General features: G+C 70.4%; 5 protein-coding genes. All 5 read right to left on the bottom strand.

Going from position 1 to position 15820, the window contains the following annotated elements; genetic code table 11:
* Nucleotides 1–20: 20 nt before the first annotated feature.
* The gene (locus tag OV208_RS21085) at nt 21–3023 is read right to left on the bottom strand and encodes a carboxypeptidase-like regulatory domain-containing protein (protein WP_267575672.1); all 3003 of its coding nucleotides are present in this window, start codon (nt 3021–3023) and stop codon (nt 21–23) included.
* A gap of 64 nt (nt 3024–3087) precedes the next feature.
* On the bottom strand, nt 3088–6357 hold the full coding sequence (locus tag OV208_RS21080; protein WP_267575671.1) for a hypothetical protein: 3270 nt from the start codon (nt 6355–6357) through the stop codon (nt 3088–3090).
* A 66-nt stretch (nt 6358–6423) separates the two neighbouring features.
* Complete coding sequence (locus OV208_RS21075) at nt 6424–9690, bottom strand: carboxypeptidase-like regulatory domain-containing protein (protein WP_267575670.1); 3267 nt, start codon at nt 9688–9690, stop codon at nt 6424–6426.
* 66 nt (nt 9691–9756) lie between these two features.
* On the bottom strand, nt 9757–13074 hold the full coding sequence (locus tag OV208_RS21070; protein WP_267575669.1) for a carboxypeptidase-like regulatory domain-containing protein: 3318 nt from the start codon (nt 13072–13074) through the stop codon (nt 9757–9759).
* Between the two features lie 36 nt (nt 13075–13110).
* A complete protein-coding gene (locus OV208_RS21065; RefSeq protein ID WP_267575668.1) occupies nt 13111–15810 on the bottom strand; it encodes a carboxypeptidase-like regulatory domain-containing protein in 2700 nt (899 codons plus the stop codon).
* Nucleotides 15811–15820 lie beyond the last annotated feature (10 nt).

The following is a 15820-nucleotide window of genomic DNA, read 5'->3' as shown; positions in this document are numbered from 1 at the left end:
GACCGGACGCAGTGCTTCCGCTAGGGCTGCGCCACGCTGGCCTCGGCGGTGAGGTCCACCTCTCCCCGCTCGGGGATCCGCACCGTTCGGGCTGGGAAGGTGCTCCCGCTGTGTCCGCCGAGCTTGCGCGTTCTCAGCAGGTATTCTCCCGCCACCACCCCACGCAGCTGCGCTGTCCCCGCGGGCGCCGTGGCTTCGTAGGACTGGTGGCGTCGGTCCTGGGGCGCCAGGAAGAAGTGCGCGGGCACGGGCTTTCCGTTCGCATCCCGTGCCGACAGCCGCACCCTCGCCGCAGGATTCAGGGACACCGTGAGCGGCTCCTGGGTGCGCACCTCGATGCTGATGGGCAGGAAGCCCTCGACGGACAGGTCCAGGGTGAACGGCAGCGGCGGCAGGGTCGGCAGCTCGTGGACCCCGTCGCGGAAGACGGGCTGTTCGGGCACGGCCCTGAAGCGGACGGTTCCTCCCATGACGGGCTCCTGGAGCTGCGCGTAGAGGCCCTTCGTCTGGGTGACCGGGGCTCCAGTCTCCTCGTCCCGCAGGTGGAGCCGCAGCGTCCAGGGCCGGGGGAGGGTCAGCGTGCCCAGCTCCACGTCCACGCCTTCCTCCCAGGTCGCGGTCTGGTGCAGGGGGGCGAAGCCGGGCGCCTTCAGCGTGAGGGCATGGGTGCCAGAGCCGGTGACGGGGATGGTGAAGGTGCCGTCGTCCTGGGTCTCCGGCTCCATGGCCTGGAAGTTCGAATCCCCTATCGCCCTGAAGGTGGTGATGGCCTTTCCGTCCGGATCCACGAGCCGGCCCTTCAGGTGGTCGTAGCGCACCAGCACCAGCCGCACCTGCTCTGCTTGGGCCTCCACCCAGAAGCGCTGTTCCTCCGCATCGAAGGTGCCTCCCTGGGAGCGCTCCTCGCGAAAGATGTGGTCCTGCAGGTACGCGTCCAGCGAGTAGCGAGGGGCCGTCAGGTGGCGCAGGATGAAGCGGCCATCCGGACCGGAGCGGATGCCGGCGAGTGCCGGGACGCTCCCGATACCCTCGTCGAACTGGTTCCAGGCGTCGTCGTCCTCGGGCGTCTTCGCGGAGATCAGGACGTCCGCGAGCGGCTGGCCCGTGCCATCCACCACCACCCCGGAGAGGGTGCGGCCTTCTTCCAGGCGCAGGGGCACGTCCAACTGCTCGCGCTCCTGGAGTTCGATGGGCTGAGACACCCGCTCGTTCATCCACTCCCGGGAGACGGTCGCCTCCAGCACGTAGCGCCCGGGCCGGAGCCCCTGCAGGAGGAAGGTGCCCGGGCCCTCCGTCTCGCCGTAGCGCGTCCCCGCTCCTTCCGTGTCGTCGCCTTCATCCGCCTCCTCTTCTTCCCGCACCAGTCGGATGGAGGCATGGCGCACCGGCAACCCCTGCGCATCCGTGACGTGCCCCGACACCGACGCGCCCCGGCTCATCACCAGTCGCAGGGACGTGGAGGGAGCCTGGACCTGATGCGCACTGGGAATGAAGGCGTCGCCCTCGGCGATGATCCAATAGGAGTCCGCTTGCGGTGCGTCCAGGACGAAGTGCCCGTCCGCGTCCGTCAGCGTGACGTCATCGGGAGGGCAGCCCCTGCCCCTGTCGCCGCAGTAGTGAAGTCCCAGGGAGATGCCCGCGAGTGGTTGCCCCTCCGCATCGACGACGGTGCCTTCGGCGGAGGCAGCGCGGTCGAGCGTGAAGTCCAGCGGGCCCTGTCCTCGATCCAGAGACTGGTTCTCGACCTCCATGTCCAGGTGGTGGGCCGCTTCGAGCTTGAAGGTATGGGGCCCGGCTCGCACGGGCCCCAGCCGGTAGCGCCCGGATGCGCTCGTCACGGTGGTGGCCTCCGCGGACACCGGACCTCCATCCTCCCGGAAGGTGCTCACCTTCGCTCCCGCGATGGGCCGGCCGGTGTCGTCGCTCACGGTGCCGTCGACGTACACGCCGGGCTGGAGCTGGAGCACCACGTCCTGCGCGGGCGGTGTCACGGTGAGCGTGGCGAACGCGCCCAGTTGGACCGTGCCGACGTTGAGCTGATGCGGAAGCTCCGGCACGTCGTCGAAGGTGAACCGGCCGGCCCCGTCGGTCGTGGTGACCTGCTCCGTCGCCAGCGCGGTGTCGCCATCGAGCAGGACCAGGAGCCCCGCCGCGGGACTTCCATCCACGGCCACCACGCGGCCCGCGAGCCGGGACGCGCGGGCGAGCGTCACGGGTTCGAGCGGGCCCTCCTGATCCAGGTCCTGGATGAAGCGCGGAGCCCAGCCCTCCGCGGAGATGGAGACCGAGTAGCGGCCCAGGGGCAGGGGGCCCAGTTGGAAGGTGCCCTGGGCATCCGCGACGGTGCTGAAGAAGCGCGTGTGCTCGCGGTCGATGACCGTCACCCGGGCGTCGGCAATGGGCGTCGTCCCGTCGAGGGCCGTGACGTTGCCTTCCACGACGCGCCCCTCCTCCATTTGCAGCTCCACGCCCTCCCGGCCGACAGGGACGTGGGGCTGCACCCCCGCGCCTGTCTCCGCCAGGGCCCAGAGCGTGACGCTGCCCTCGGGCAGGCCCTCCAGCACGAAGCGGCCCTCCGCGTCCGTCGTCACCTCCGCGAACACGGGGGCTTCGCCCAGCCGCGCACCCACGAGTTCCAGCAGCATGCGCCGGTACTCGATGCCGCAGTCCCGCAGCCCCACGGGAAGCTTCTCCTGTCCCTCCACGGTGGTGGGGCAGGGCAGCTCCGACAGGGTCCTCCAGGGCTCCGGCCGTGACGCGGAGACGCGCGCGCCCGCGACCCAGCCCCGGGCATCGCGCACGCGGCCGGTGATGCGCGAGCTTCCCGCGGGCTGGGGCGCGGTGGTCATCACCGGCCTGCGCGGGCCCGGCATCCCGGAGGCGGTGGGCGGAGTGGACGGGGTGGATGCAGGGACGGAACGGGAGGCCCTGCTGCCCCAGAAGACGACGGCGAGGAGCGCGACGACGGACAGCACGCCCACCGTCACCCAGGTCCCCGCGCGCGACCGTGTTCGCTTCCCCATGCGCACCAGGATAGCCGCCCTCCTGTCACGCCGTCAGGGGCTCCGGACAGGACCTCCGTGCCGCTCAGGGGGCGAGGGGACTCCACACCGGGCGCACGTCGTGGGAGGGCGAGCCTTCCGCTGGAACGTCCAATTCCTCCCGGTGGATCAGCTCCTTCGCGCGGTTCACGCCGAGCAGCGTGTAGTGGCCCGCGGGGACGCGGCGGTAGATCAAGGACAGGCCGTCCCATTGCCTGTGGGGATGTGGCAGGAGCCTCAGGCGCTCGAAGTCCTTCGCGCTGGTGGGCTTGGGTACCTGGCCTGGAAGCAGGAGGAGGGGTTCGATGTCCCCCGTCGTTCGCAGCGTGAGGGTGACGCCAGCCTCCGTGGCGTTGAACGTGAGGGTGACTTCACCGCTTGGCGGAATGCTCACGGACCTGGAGGGGAAGAAACTTTCGGAGGCGTCTTCGTCCGCATGGGCGCTCACCGTGTAGAGGCCCGGGGCCACGGAGCGGAGGCTGAAGTCACCCGGTGGGGGATGATGCTCATCCTGCATCCCATCGGAGCGCGTGAAGACAAGCGTCGCGTGCGCGGGGTTTCCCCGTGCATCCCGGACGTGACCCGACACCCGCGCGCCCCGGCTCAGGAATGCCGTGAAGGTCTCCTCCTGCGCGCCCACCGTCCTGCGCAGTGGCAGGAACGTGAACGCCTCCAGTTCAAGCGTGAACGCGGTGGTGGGCAGGTGCTCCAGCAGCAGGGTTCCATCCTGCCGCGGCACGGCGCTGTGCTTCTCCGGGTAGGGCGGGCCTTCCTGCGCGCCATCCGCGTGGATCCGGTACTTGACGGGCACGGTGAGCATCGCCCCCGAGTCGACGTGCACGCGTCCGGTGAACGGCTTGCCCGTCTCCTCGTCGCGCAGCAGCGCGTGCACCGTCCTGCCACGCGTCAGCGTGAGGACGCCCAGGTCCACGTCGGAATCGTCCAGGGTGAGGGTGCGCTCCAGCGGCGCGAAGTCCGGGGCCTCCACCCGCAGCTTCCACGCGCCGGCCTCCTCTGCCTCCAACTCGAAGCTTCCGTCGGGCTTCAGGAAACGCCGACCATTCACCTCGAAGGACGGGAGCGCCGCGCCTCCTTCCGCCACCACGCGGCCCCGGACGTGCGGCGTGCGGCGCAGGACCAACCGGACCTCCTCCACGTCGCTTCCCACCCGGAGCGTGTCCTTCTGGGGCGAGGTGACGCCCTGGCAGCGCGAGGGTTCGACGCGGTGGTCCGCCAGGCGCACCGACAGCTCGTAGCGGCGCTCGCTCAGGTGCCGCAGCGTGAAGCGGCCTTCGTCGTCGGTGAGGACGCCCTTGGGATCATTCGTCTCCAAGCCATCCAGGGCGTAGGCGTAGTCGTCGGTGGTGTTGGCGCGGTAGTGGGGTGTGTCCCCGTCCGGGACCTGGGCGCGGATGGCGGCTCCGGCGAGCGGCTGGCCCCGGGTGTCCACGACGATGCCCCGCAGTGTGCGCCCCTCTTCCATCCGCAGGGTCACCTCCGGGTTCTCTCCCTCCACGATGTCCAGCGCGCGCGAAGCGCGCTGATCCACGTCGCGCGTCATCTTCACGGCCTCCACGACATAGGGGCCGGGCTTCAGGCCCCGGAGCGTGGCCCGGCCCTGTTCATCCGTCGTGCGCCTGCATTCGATCCGATTGCGTGCGTCGCGCCTCCACAGCGTCACCTCCAGGTCGTCCAGCGGGGCTCCCGCCGCGTTGCGCACGGTGACGGCCACGCTGGCGCCCCGGCGCATCACCATCCGCACCTCCTGGGAGGGGATGGTGACCGCGAGCCGTTCGGGCAGGAAGTCCGGGTCCTGGACGTCGAGCCACCCGGGTCCTCCCGTCCGCGCATCCAGGCTGAAGCGTCCGGCATCGTCCGTGCGGGTCTCGGCCAGTTCGGCCCCTTGTTGAGGGTCCGCCGACGATCCCTGGCGGAGCCGGAGCATCTTGTTGGCGAGCGGCTGGCCTTCTTCATCGACAAGGACGCCCTCCACGGAGATGGCGCGAGTGAGCGTGAAGTCGACCGGCCCCGTGTCCGTGTCCAGCGATGGGATGATCACCAGATCGTCCAGATATCGGTCGGCCTGGGCAATCAGGTGGGTGCGTACGGCGAGCAGGGCGCCCAGTTGGTAGTGCCCGCTTGCGTCGGTGACCGTCTGACCGCCCTCGGAAGGCCCCTCGTCCTCCATGATGCGCGTCACACTGAGCCGCGCTCCCTCGATGGGCCTCCCCACGTCGTCGCGCACGATGCCCTGGAGGAGCACCACCGGTTCGAGCGTGAGCACCACGTCCTCCCGGGGGCCTGTCTTGACGGTGGCGAAGGCGTCCTTCGCCGCGGTCTCCGCGAAGAGCGTGTGCTCACGGGCGCCCGCCACCTTGAAGTCGAAGTGTCCCTGCGCGTCCGTGGTCGTGCGGGAGGGGACCCAGCCGTTCCAGGGCGACAGCATCCGGACGTGGACCCCGGGCGCGGGATTTCCCTGTGCGGACACGACCTGGCCCGCGTAGCGCGAAGGGCGCTCCAGGAGGATCCACTCGGATTCGAACGGGTTGGCTTCCTGGCGGAGGATCGGGCTCCTGCCGTCGGCCGTGGCGAGGAGCGCATAGGTGGCCGACGGAAGCGGCCCGATGCGGAAGCGGCCCCGGGCGTCGCTGGTCGCGTCGAAGAAGCGCGTGTGCTCGTGGGAGAAGACGGTCACCTGGGCTCCCTCGATGGGCGGCTCCAATCCACGCACACGCTCCACGACGATGCCCTCGAAGACGTGCCCGTCCTCCAGGGCCAGCACCACGTCCTGCCTTCCCGCCTCCACGTCGTGGACCTTCGCCGCGCCCTCGTGTCCCAGGGCCCAGAGGGTGACGGTGCCCTCTGGCAGTCCGTCGAGCACGAAGGTGCCGTCCTCCTCCGTGGTGGTCTCCGCGAAGATTCGCGCCTCTCCCTGCCGGGCGCCCACCTGCTCCACCAGCTCCTCATAGGCTTCGGTCCAGCAATCCGTCAGTCGGGCCCGCGCCTTCGTGGACTCGTAGGACGGAGGGCAGGAGCGCTCCGACAGCGTCTCCTCCGGCTCCACGCGCGACGCGGACACATTCACCCCCGCGACAGGGCCCCGGGCATCGCGCACGAGCCCCGCGATGCGCAAGCCCGCGCCGGGCACGGGTGTGACGCGCGGCCCGGTGACGAAGCTGCCCGAAGACGCCGCGGCGGTGGCGCTGCGGGACACCGGGTTTGAGGAAACTCCGTGTCCGCGCAGGAAGTACGTCACGAGCAGCAGCCCGGCGATGCCCGCGATGATGAGTGCCTGGCGGCGATGTCCCTGGCGCATGCGGTGGCCAGGATAGCCGCCGCCCTGTCACGTCGTCAGTCGCTTCGGGCAGGACGTCCGTGGCGCTCAGGGGGCAAGAGGACTCCACACCGGGCGCACGTCATGGGACGGCGTGCCTTCGGCGGGCACGTCCAGTTCCTCGCGGTGGATCCGGTCCTTCGCGCGGTTCAGGCCAAGCAACGTGTAGTGGCCCGCGGGGACACCGCGGTAGATCAACGACAGTCCCTCCCATTTCTTGAAGGGATGTTGGCGGATCTCCAGGCGCTCGGCGGCCTTCGCGCTCGTGGGCAGGGGCACCTGACCTGGAATCAGGAGGACGGTGTCGATGTCCCCCACCGTCCGCAGCGCGAGCGTGACCCTTGCGCCCGCCGCGTCGAACGTGAGGGTGACCTCGCCGGTCGGTGGAATGGTCACGGACCGGTTGGGGAAGAAGAGCGGGTCGGAGTCTTCGACGGGATAGGCGCTCGCCGTGTAGATGCCGGGGGGCACGGCGCGGAAGCTGAAGTCGCCGGGCGGGGGAAAGCGCTCGTCCCGGTTCCCATCGGGGCCCCAGAAGACGATCTTCGCGTGGGCAGGGCGGCCCTGTGCGTCGCGGACGTGGCCCGACACCCGAGCGCCCCGGCCCAGCGAGGCCGTGAAGGTCTCCTCCTGCGCGCCCACCGACCTGTGCAGGGGCAGGAACGTGGGCGCCTCCAGTTCGACCGTGAACGCCGTGGCGGGCAGGTGCTTCATCAGCAGGGTTCCATCCAGCTCCGGCACGACCCTGTGCTTGTCCGGGTAGGGCGGGCCTTCCAGCTCGCCTTCCGCGCGGATCCGGTACGTGACGGCCACGGCGACCTTCGACCCCGAGTCGGCGTGCAGGCGTCCGTTGAACGGCGCGCCCGTCTCCGCGTCGCGCAGCAGCACCCGCACCGTCCTGCCCTGCGTCAGCGTGAGGACGCCCAGGTCCACGTCGGTGTCGTCCAGGGTGAGGGTGCGCTCCAGCGGCGCGAAGTCCGGGGCCTCCACCCGCAGCCTCCAGGCACCCTGCTCCTCCACCGTCAGCTCGAACCTGCCGTCAGGCCACCGGGAGTGATGACCGTTCACCTCGAACGTCTGGAGCGCCTCGCCTCCTTCGGCGACCACCTTGCCCCGGACGTGCGGTGTGCGGCGCAGCACCAGCCGGACCTCGTCCACGTCGCTTCCCACCCGGAGCGCGTTCTTCCGGGGCGAGGTGACGCCCTGACAGCGCGAGGGTTCGACGCGGTGGTCCTCCAGCTCCACCCACAGCTCATGGCGGGGCCCGCTCAGGTGCCGCAGCGTGAAGCGGCCTTCATCGTCGGTGAGGACGCCCCTGGGCTCATCCGTCTCCAAGCCCTCCAGGTCGTAGTCGTCGCCGGTGCGGGCGCGGTAGTGGGGTGTGTCCCCGTCCGGGACACGGGCGCGGATGGCGGCTCCGGCGAGCGGCTGGCCCCGGGTGTCCACGACGACGCCCCGCAGCGTGCGCCCCTCCTCCATCCGCAGCGCCACCTCCGGGTTCACTCCCTCCATGATGTCCAGCGGCCGCGAGGTGCGCTGATCCACGTCGCGCGTCGGGTTCACGGCCTCCACCACATAGGGGCCGGGCTTCAGGCCCCGGAGCGTGACCCGGCCCTGTTCATCCGTCCTTCCCGCGCGTTCGCTCCAGTTGCGCGCATCGCGCTTCCACAGCGTCACCGCCAGGTCGTCCAGCGGGGCTCCCGCGGCGTTGCGCACGGTGATGGACACGCTGGCGCCCCGGTGCATCACCATCCGCACCTCCTGGGAGGGGATGGTGACCGCGAGCCGCTCGGGCAGGAAGTCCGAGTCGTAGACGTCGATCCACCCGGGGCCTCCCGTCTCCGCATCCAGGGAGAAGCGTCCGGCATCGTCCGTGCGGGTCACGGCCAGTTCGTCCCCCGCTTGAGGGTCCGTCATCGGTCCCTGGCGAAGCCGGAGCTCCTTGTGGGCGAGCGGCTGGCCTTCTTCATCGACGAGGACGCCCTCCACGCAGATGGCGCGCGGGAGCGTGAAGTCGAGCGGCCCCGTGTCCTTGTCGGGCAGGTGGAGGACGGACGACCCCATGAGATGGCGGTCGGCCCGGGCCATCACGTGGGTCCGCACGGCGAGCAGGGGGCCCAGTTGGTAGTGCCCGCTTGAGTCGGTAACGGCCCGCCTGCCTTCGGAAGCGCTTTCTTCATCCAGCATGAGCATGGGCGTCGCACTGAGCCGTGCTCCCTCGATGGGCCTCCCCGCGTCGTCGCGCACGGTGCCCTGGAGGAGGACCCCCGGTTCGAGCGTGAGCACCAGGTCCTCCCGGGGGCCGGTGTCGACGGTGGCGAAGGCGTCCTGCTCCGCCGTCCGCGCGAAGAGCTTGTTCACATGGGTCCCTGCCACCCTGAAGTCGAAGCGCCCCTGCGCGTCCGTGGTGGTGCCGTAGGTGGCCAGGTCGTTGAAGGGCGACAGCATCCGGACGTGGACCCCGGGCGCGGGACTTCCCTGCGCGGACACCACCTGGCCCGCGTAGCGCGAAGGGTGACCCAGGAGGATCCACTCGGAATCGAGCGGGTTGGCTTCCCGGAGGAGGCGCGGGCTCCTGCCATCGGCCGTGGCGAGGAGTGCGTACTCGGCGGATGGAAGCGGCCCGATGCGGAAGCGGCCCCGGGCGTCGCTGGTCGCGTCGAAGAAGCGCGTGTGCTCGTGGGAGAAGACGGTCACCTGGGCTCCCGCGATGGGCTCCCGGTTGCGCACGTCCTGCACGACGATGCCCTCGAAGACGTGCCCATCCTCCAGGGCGAGCACCACGTCCTGCCTTCCCGTCGCCACGTCGTGGACCTTCGCCGCGCCCTCGTGTCCCAGGGCCCAGAGGGTGACGGTGCCCTCCGGAAGTCCGTCGAGCATGAAGGTGCCGTCCTCCTCCGTGGTGGCCTCCGCGAGGATGCGCGCCTCTCCCTGCCGGGCGCTCACCTGTTCCAGCAGTTCCTCGTTGGCTGCGTTCCAGCAATCCGTCAGTCGGGCCTGGACCTTCGGGGACTCGTAGGACGGAGGGCAGGAGCGCTCCGACAGCGTCTCCTCCATCTCCACGCGCGACGCTGACACGCTCACCCCCGCGACAGGGCCCCGGGCATCGCGCACGAGCCCCACGATGCGCAAGCTCGCGCCGGGCACGGGAGTGACGCGCGGCCCGGTGACGAAGCTGCCCGAAGACGCCGCAGCGGTGGTGCTACGGGACACCGGGTTCGAGGAAGCTCCGTGTCCGCGCAGGAAGTACGCCACGAGCAGCAGCCCGACGATGCCCGCGATGATGAGTGCCTGGCGGCGATGTCCCTGGCGCATGCGGTGGCCAGGATAGCCGCCACCCATGAACTCCGTCAGGCGGCGGTCATGGGAGGGACGCCCGCGTCAGGGGGCGAGCGGTCTCCACGCGGGACGCAGCTCGACGGACACCGTGCCTTCGGCGGGCAGCTCCAGCTCTTCCCGGTGGATCCGCTCCCCTGCGCGGTCGAAGGCGAAGAGTGTGTAGTGGCCCGCGGGGGCGCGGTCGAAGCGCAGCGTCACGGGCAACCGCGCCAGCCGCTCCTGGGGATGCCCTCGTGCCCCCAGCCGCCGGGACGCCATGACGTCTTCGGGCCAGGGCTCCGAGCCGGGGATGAGGTGGGCCTTCAAGACGTCGTCCGCCAGCCGCAACGTCAGGGTGGCGCCGCGCTCCAGCGCTTCGAGCGTGAGGACGACCTGCCCGCTGGCGGGGACCCGCAGGGACTTCGGCTGGACGTTGTTCTCGGAGAGTCTCTTGTCGCCTTCATCAAGTGAGGTGGCGGTGAAAGCATGGAGGCCCGGGGAAAGGCCGCTCATGACCAGGGTGCCCGTGGAGGCCATGCGCTGCTGCATGTCGCCGTCCGGCATCGTGATGCCGACAATCGCCGGAATGGGGCGACCCTGGGCGTCCCGGATGTTCACCTCCACCCGGGCTCCGCGCTCCAGCAGGCCCGTGAACTCCCGTGCTCCGGCATCCAACGTCTGACGCAGTGGCAGATAGCCGGGGACTTCCAACTGGAGGGTGAGGGGCGTGGAGGGCAGGTGTTCCAGGAGCCAGGTGCCGTCCGGCGCCAGCGCGGCCCGGAGCCTGGGGTATGCCAGCACGGGGTCTCCGGGGCCTTCGCTCCGCAGCCGGTAGGCGATGGTGTCCGTGCGCCGGACCTTGTGCCCCAAGCCGTCGCGCACCTCGCCGGTGAAGGGGAGGCCCGTCTGGGCGTCGCGCAGGACGCCGCGCACCGTCCGGCCTCCCGACAGCGTGAGCGTGCCCAGGTCCACGTCGGCCCCGCCCTCCACCGTGAACGTCTGCTCCAGCGTCGCCAGGCCCTTGGCGCGGATCACCAGGGTGTGTTGGCCGGTGGCTGCGGACAGGTCCACGTCGAAGTCGCCGCTCGGGGAGCGTTGTTCGTCGAAGTTGACGGTGAAGGCCGTCACGGGCGCGCCCCCCGGTCCCACCACCCGGCCCCGGACGTGGGGCCTGCGGTGGAGGACCAGTCGAACCTCGCGGACGTCGCTTCCCACCCGCAGCGTGTATTTCTTGCCAGGGAGGCCTCCCTGGGAGCTGGCGGGCTCGAAGTCGTAGTCATCGTGGTTTGCGGTCAGCACGTACCGGGTGGCGTCCAGGTGATTGAGGACGAAGCGGCCCTTGTCGTCCGAGCGCAGGCTCTCCAAGCCCGACCAGGGCGCGTCAGGGCTCTCCCGGTAGAGCGGGAGGTCCTCCTCGGGCACCCACATCCGGATGCGCACCCCCGGCAAGGGCCGGCCTGCTTCGTCCACGGTGAGGCCCGCCAGCATCCGGGTCCCCTCCATCCGCAGCGACACCGTCGCGGTTTCCCCGTCCACCACCTCCACCGGCTGCGAGACGCGGCGCGTGTGGGCCTTGGCCCGGACGGAGGCCTCCACCACGTAGCGGCCGGGCTCCACACCCTGGAGGGTGAAGCGTCCCTGTTCGTCCGTGACCCCCGAGCGTTCGGCGTCGTCCTGCACGTCGCGCTTCCAGAGGGCGATATCAATCCCGGGCATGGGGGCTCCCGCCACGCTCACGACGGTGCCGCGGACGGTTGAGCCCCGGCGCAACATCCGTCGGACACCTCGCGAGGGAATCCGCACGGCGAACCGTTCCGGGATGAAGCGGTCCCCATCGATTTCAATCCACCCGGGCCCCACGGTCTGGGAGTCCAGCACGAAGCGCCCGGTCTCATCCGAAACGGCGACGTCGTCCGTCGAACCCGTCCCGGTGAGCGGAAGCTCGCCGGTGTGCAGCGTCACCTCCAGGCCCGCGAGCGGCTGACCCGCCTCGTCGACCAACTGCCCTTCCACCGAACTTGCACGCTGCAACGTGAAGTCGCGGGGCTGCGTGTCCTCGGCGACCTCCTGGTCCACGGGCCCGTCATCGAGGTGGTGCTCGGCCTGGACGAGGAGGTCGTAGTTCGCGGGGGCCAGCGGGCCCAGCCGGTAGCTTCCATCCGCGCGGGTCACGGCCTGCCCGCGCTCGCCGAGCGCGACGGGCTGGAAGGATTGTGCCGTGATCTTCGCTCCAGCGACTGACTTCCCGGTGTCGTCCCGCACGGTGCCCTGGAGGAAGACGCCGGGTCGCAGTTGGAGCAGCAGCCCTTCCCCGGGCGGGGACTCGATGGAGGCGAACGCATCCTGCGCGGAGCTCCACGCGGAGACCTCCATCGCGGAACTCCACGCGCTGCCCTCCATCTCGGAGGGCAGCGCCGTGGTGAACGCGAAGCGCCCCTGGGAGTTCGTGGTGGCGGCCTGGAGAAGGTGATCGTGCTGGGAGATGAGGGGCGCCAGCCAGACCTGGACCCCCGCCGCGGGCGCACCCTGTTCGGACACCACCTGTCCCGAGAAGCGCGAGGGACGGTGGAGTGTCAGGTCCTCCAGGTCCCCGGGCCTCACCTCTTGGATGAGGAGCACGCCTTCGCCCTCGAGGGCGAAGAGGGCGGCGTAGCGTGTGCGAGGAAGGGGCCCCAGGCGGAAGTGCCCCCGGGCATCGGCGCGCACGTCGAAGAAGCGCGTGTGGTGATGGGAGAACAGCGTGAGCGTCACCTCCGTGAGGGGGGCCGGCGAGCCCTCCACCTTGACGCTGCCCTCGAACACGAGGCCGTCATCAAGCGACAACACCACGTCCCGGGTCCCGGCCAGGATGTCGTGTTGCTTCACCGCGCCCGCTTCCCCCAGCGCCCAGAGCGTGATGGCACCCTCCGGAAGTCCATCGAGCACGAAGGTGCCATCCGCTCCGGTCGTCGTCTCCGCGAGGACGGGCGCTTCGCCTTCGCGGGCGTTCACCTGCTCCATTACCTGGGCCTGGGCCTGGGGCCAGCAGTCCATCAGCCAGGGGGTGGTGGCGAACCCAGCGGCTCCGGCGTCGGTCGTGAGGAGGTCGGGCGCGGGGCAGGGGCGCTCGGAGAGCGTCTCCTCCGGGTCGACGCGCGAGGCGGACACCCGCACGCCCGCCACGGGACCGTGCTCATTCCTCACGGTGCCGGAGATGCGCAGGCTCCCTCCAGGCACGGGCGTGACGCGCAGCCGGGTGACGGATGGGCCCGCCGCGTTCGTGACCGTGGAGGAACGACGGGATGACGGGGACGCTGCCTGCCGACGAAGGAGGAACGTCACGAGCAGCAGCCCGACGATGCCCGCGATGACGAGTGCCTGGCGGCGATTCCCCTGGCGCATGCGGGGGCCAGGATAGCCGGGAACCGGAGCGCGGGCTCAACGCGGACGGGCGGGCACCGTCACCGTGACGACCTCCTGGTAGGCATCCAGTGCCACGTCCAGACTGCGCTGGTCCCGCTCCAATTGGACGGTGATGACGATGGGCGTGAAGGGCAGACCGTCCAGGTCGACAGCGCCCTCCGTGTCGAGGTTGCCAGAGAGGGGCGGCGGAACGGGTCCCTTGAACGGTTGGGGGTTGCCGTCGTAGCTCGTGAACACGGAGACGGGGACTCCCGCGAGGGAGCCCGGGTTCGCTTCGTCGCGAACGATGAAGCGGGCCTTGCGGCTCCGGGTCATCACCAGGATGCCCAGGTCCACGTCTTCACCCGGCTTCGCCACCACGCTCCGCGGGATGTCGAAGAAACCCTCCGCGCTCACCACGACAGACTTGCTGTCGTCCCGTAGCACGACGTCGAAGGCGCCGTCGGAGGATTGCTCGCGCCCGTCGTTGTGCACCCAGAGCGAAGAGGGCAGGGGCCTGCCGTCGGCGCTCACGACGCGCACCTTGAGGCGCGAACGTCGCTCCATGACCAGCCGGACCTCTGCCCCGCCCGGGACCACGTGCAGCGAGGATGCGTCGGCCGTTCCACCCCGTGAACGCGCGGGGGCGAAGGCCTGGTCCTCCTTCCAGGCGACGAGCTGGTACGTCGGAGCCACCAGGTGCTTGAGGACGAAGTGGCCGTCCGGGCCGGAGCGCACCCCGCCCCCGCTTAGCAGGTCGCACGTTTCAACGGAGAGCTGCCACGGGGGGACGTCATCCAAAGGCAGGCAGGCCCGGACCTGGACGCCCGGGATCGGTTGCCCGTAGGTGTCCACCGTCATTCCTTCGAGTGTGCGACCTTCCTCGAAGCGCAGCGCCACCACGGCCTGGGTGTGCTCCTCCAGTTCAATGGGCAGCGAAGTGGACTGCGCCATGCCAGGAGTCCTGCGCCAGGCCTCGAGCATGTAGTGCCCGGCCTTCAGGCCTCGCAGCGAGAAGCCGCCTTGCCCATCCACGGTTCCGGTGCGCGCCTTCCCGCTCCCCGGTGTGGTGTCCCACAGCTTGACGGTCACGTCCGTCATGGGGGCTCCCTTCGCGTCCACGACGATGCCGGACACGGAGGCTCCTTGCTGAAGCACCACGCGGACCTCCGTCGACGGCACCTTCACGTCGACCTCCGTCGAGATGAAGTCCGTGGCCCTGGCGAAGAGCCGGCCTGTGCCTTCCTGCTCGGTGTCCAACAGGAAGCGGCCTGCCTCGTCCGACACGGTGTGCTCATCCAACTGGGAGGCCCTGTCTCGGATGAAGCGGGAGGTGACACCGTCCGGTGAAAGCCCCACCTCGACCCCCGCCAGGGGCCTGCCTTCGGTATCGACCACGCTGCCTTCGACCGACATGGCGCGGGCCAGGGTGAAGTCCCATGTCGTCGTGACGCCGTCCCTCCGGGGGATGGACTCCACCTTGTTCATGAAGTGGGCGCGGGTGAGGAAGAGGTCCAGGGCGGATGTCAGCAGTGGCCCCAGCCGGTAGTGGCCTGCTTCGTCGGTGAGGGCTTCCCGAATCGGGGCGTCGCCCAGGGTCTGCCTGTTCACCTTCAGGCGCACGCCCTCCAGCGGGCGGCCCTGATCATCCCGCACCGTGCCCTCCAGGAACGAACAGGGCTCCATCCGGATGAGGGTCTGCTCCGGGGGCTCCTCCTGCGTCGATGCCTCACCGAAGGCGGTCCGCTCCGCGTTCCAGACCCAGAGGTGGTGCTCGACCGCCGGGACCTCTTCGAAGGTGAAGCGTCCCCGGTCATCGGTCCTGGCGGTCAGGATGTCTGCCCCCTGGAAAAGGGCCCGCAGGTTCACGGTGAGCCCTGGCGCTGGCAGCCCCTGGGGCGTGAGCACCACACCCTCCAACTGGCGCATCGGGTGAAGCTTGAGGGCCACCTCCACATCGGCGTCGAGCCAGACTTCGTCACGCAGGACGCCCGCCCGCCAACCTTGAGCGCTCGCGACCTCCAGGTAGCGTCCCGGAGGAAGGGGACCCACGCGGAAGCGCCCCTGTTCGTCCGCGAGCACGTCGAAGAAGCGGGTGTGGGCTTCGTGCACCACCGTCACCCGCGCTCCGGGAATGGGCGTGCGTCCCAACGCCTCCGTCACGGTTCCGGAGATCTGGATGCCTTCCTCCAACCCCAACTCCACGGCTTCGCTGCCCGCCGGGACATCCGGACGCAGCACCGCGCCGTGCTCGCCCAGGGCCCAGAGGGCGAAGGCTCCGGAGGGCAGTCCCTCCAGGGTGAAGGTGCCGTCCTGCGCCGAGACCGTCTCCGCGAACACGGGCGCTTCGCCTTCGCGCGCCTCCACGAGTCGCGCGACCTCCTGCTCCAGTCCCGCGCCTGCGCAAGCGGTCAGTCGGAGGGCGTTGGAGGCGTGGTCCTCGCGAAACGCCTCGGGACAGGGCCGCTCCGAAAGTGTTTCGGCATCCACGCGGGAGGCGGTGACGCGTACGCCCGGGACGGGCCCCCGCGCATCGCGCACCACGCCGGTGATGCGCAGGCTCCCGGTGGGGGTGGGCACGGCGTGCTTCGCCGCTTTCCACGTGTTCAGCGCGCCCGCCCGCGAGGAGGGCGCTCGCGGTGCAGGCTCCCCGGGCGCCTCCTCCGTTCGCGGGAAGAGCGCCATGAGCAGCAGTCCGAGGACGACGACCGCGCCTGCCAGCCACCTGAACCGCATCCCCTTGCGC

The organism is Corallococcus sp. bb12-1 (assembly GCF_026626765.1).
Lineage (GTDB): Bacteria > Myxococcota > Myxococcia > Myxococcales > Myxococcaceae > Corallococcus > Corallococcus terminator.
This window is presented reverse-complemented; position numbering and strand designations above follow the sequence as displayed.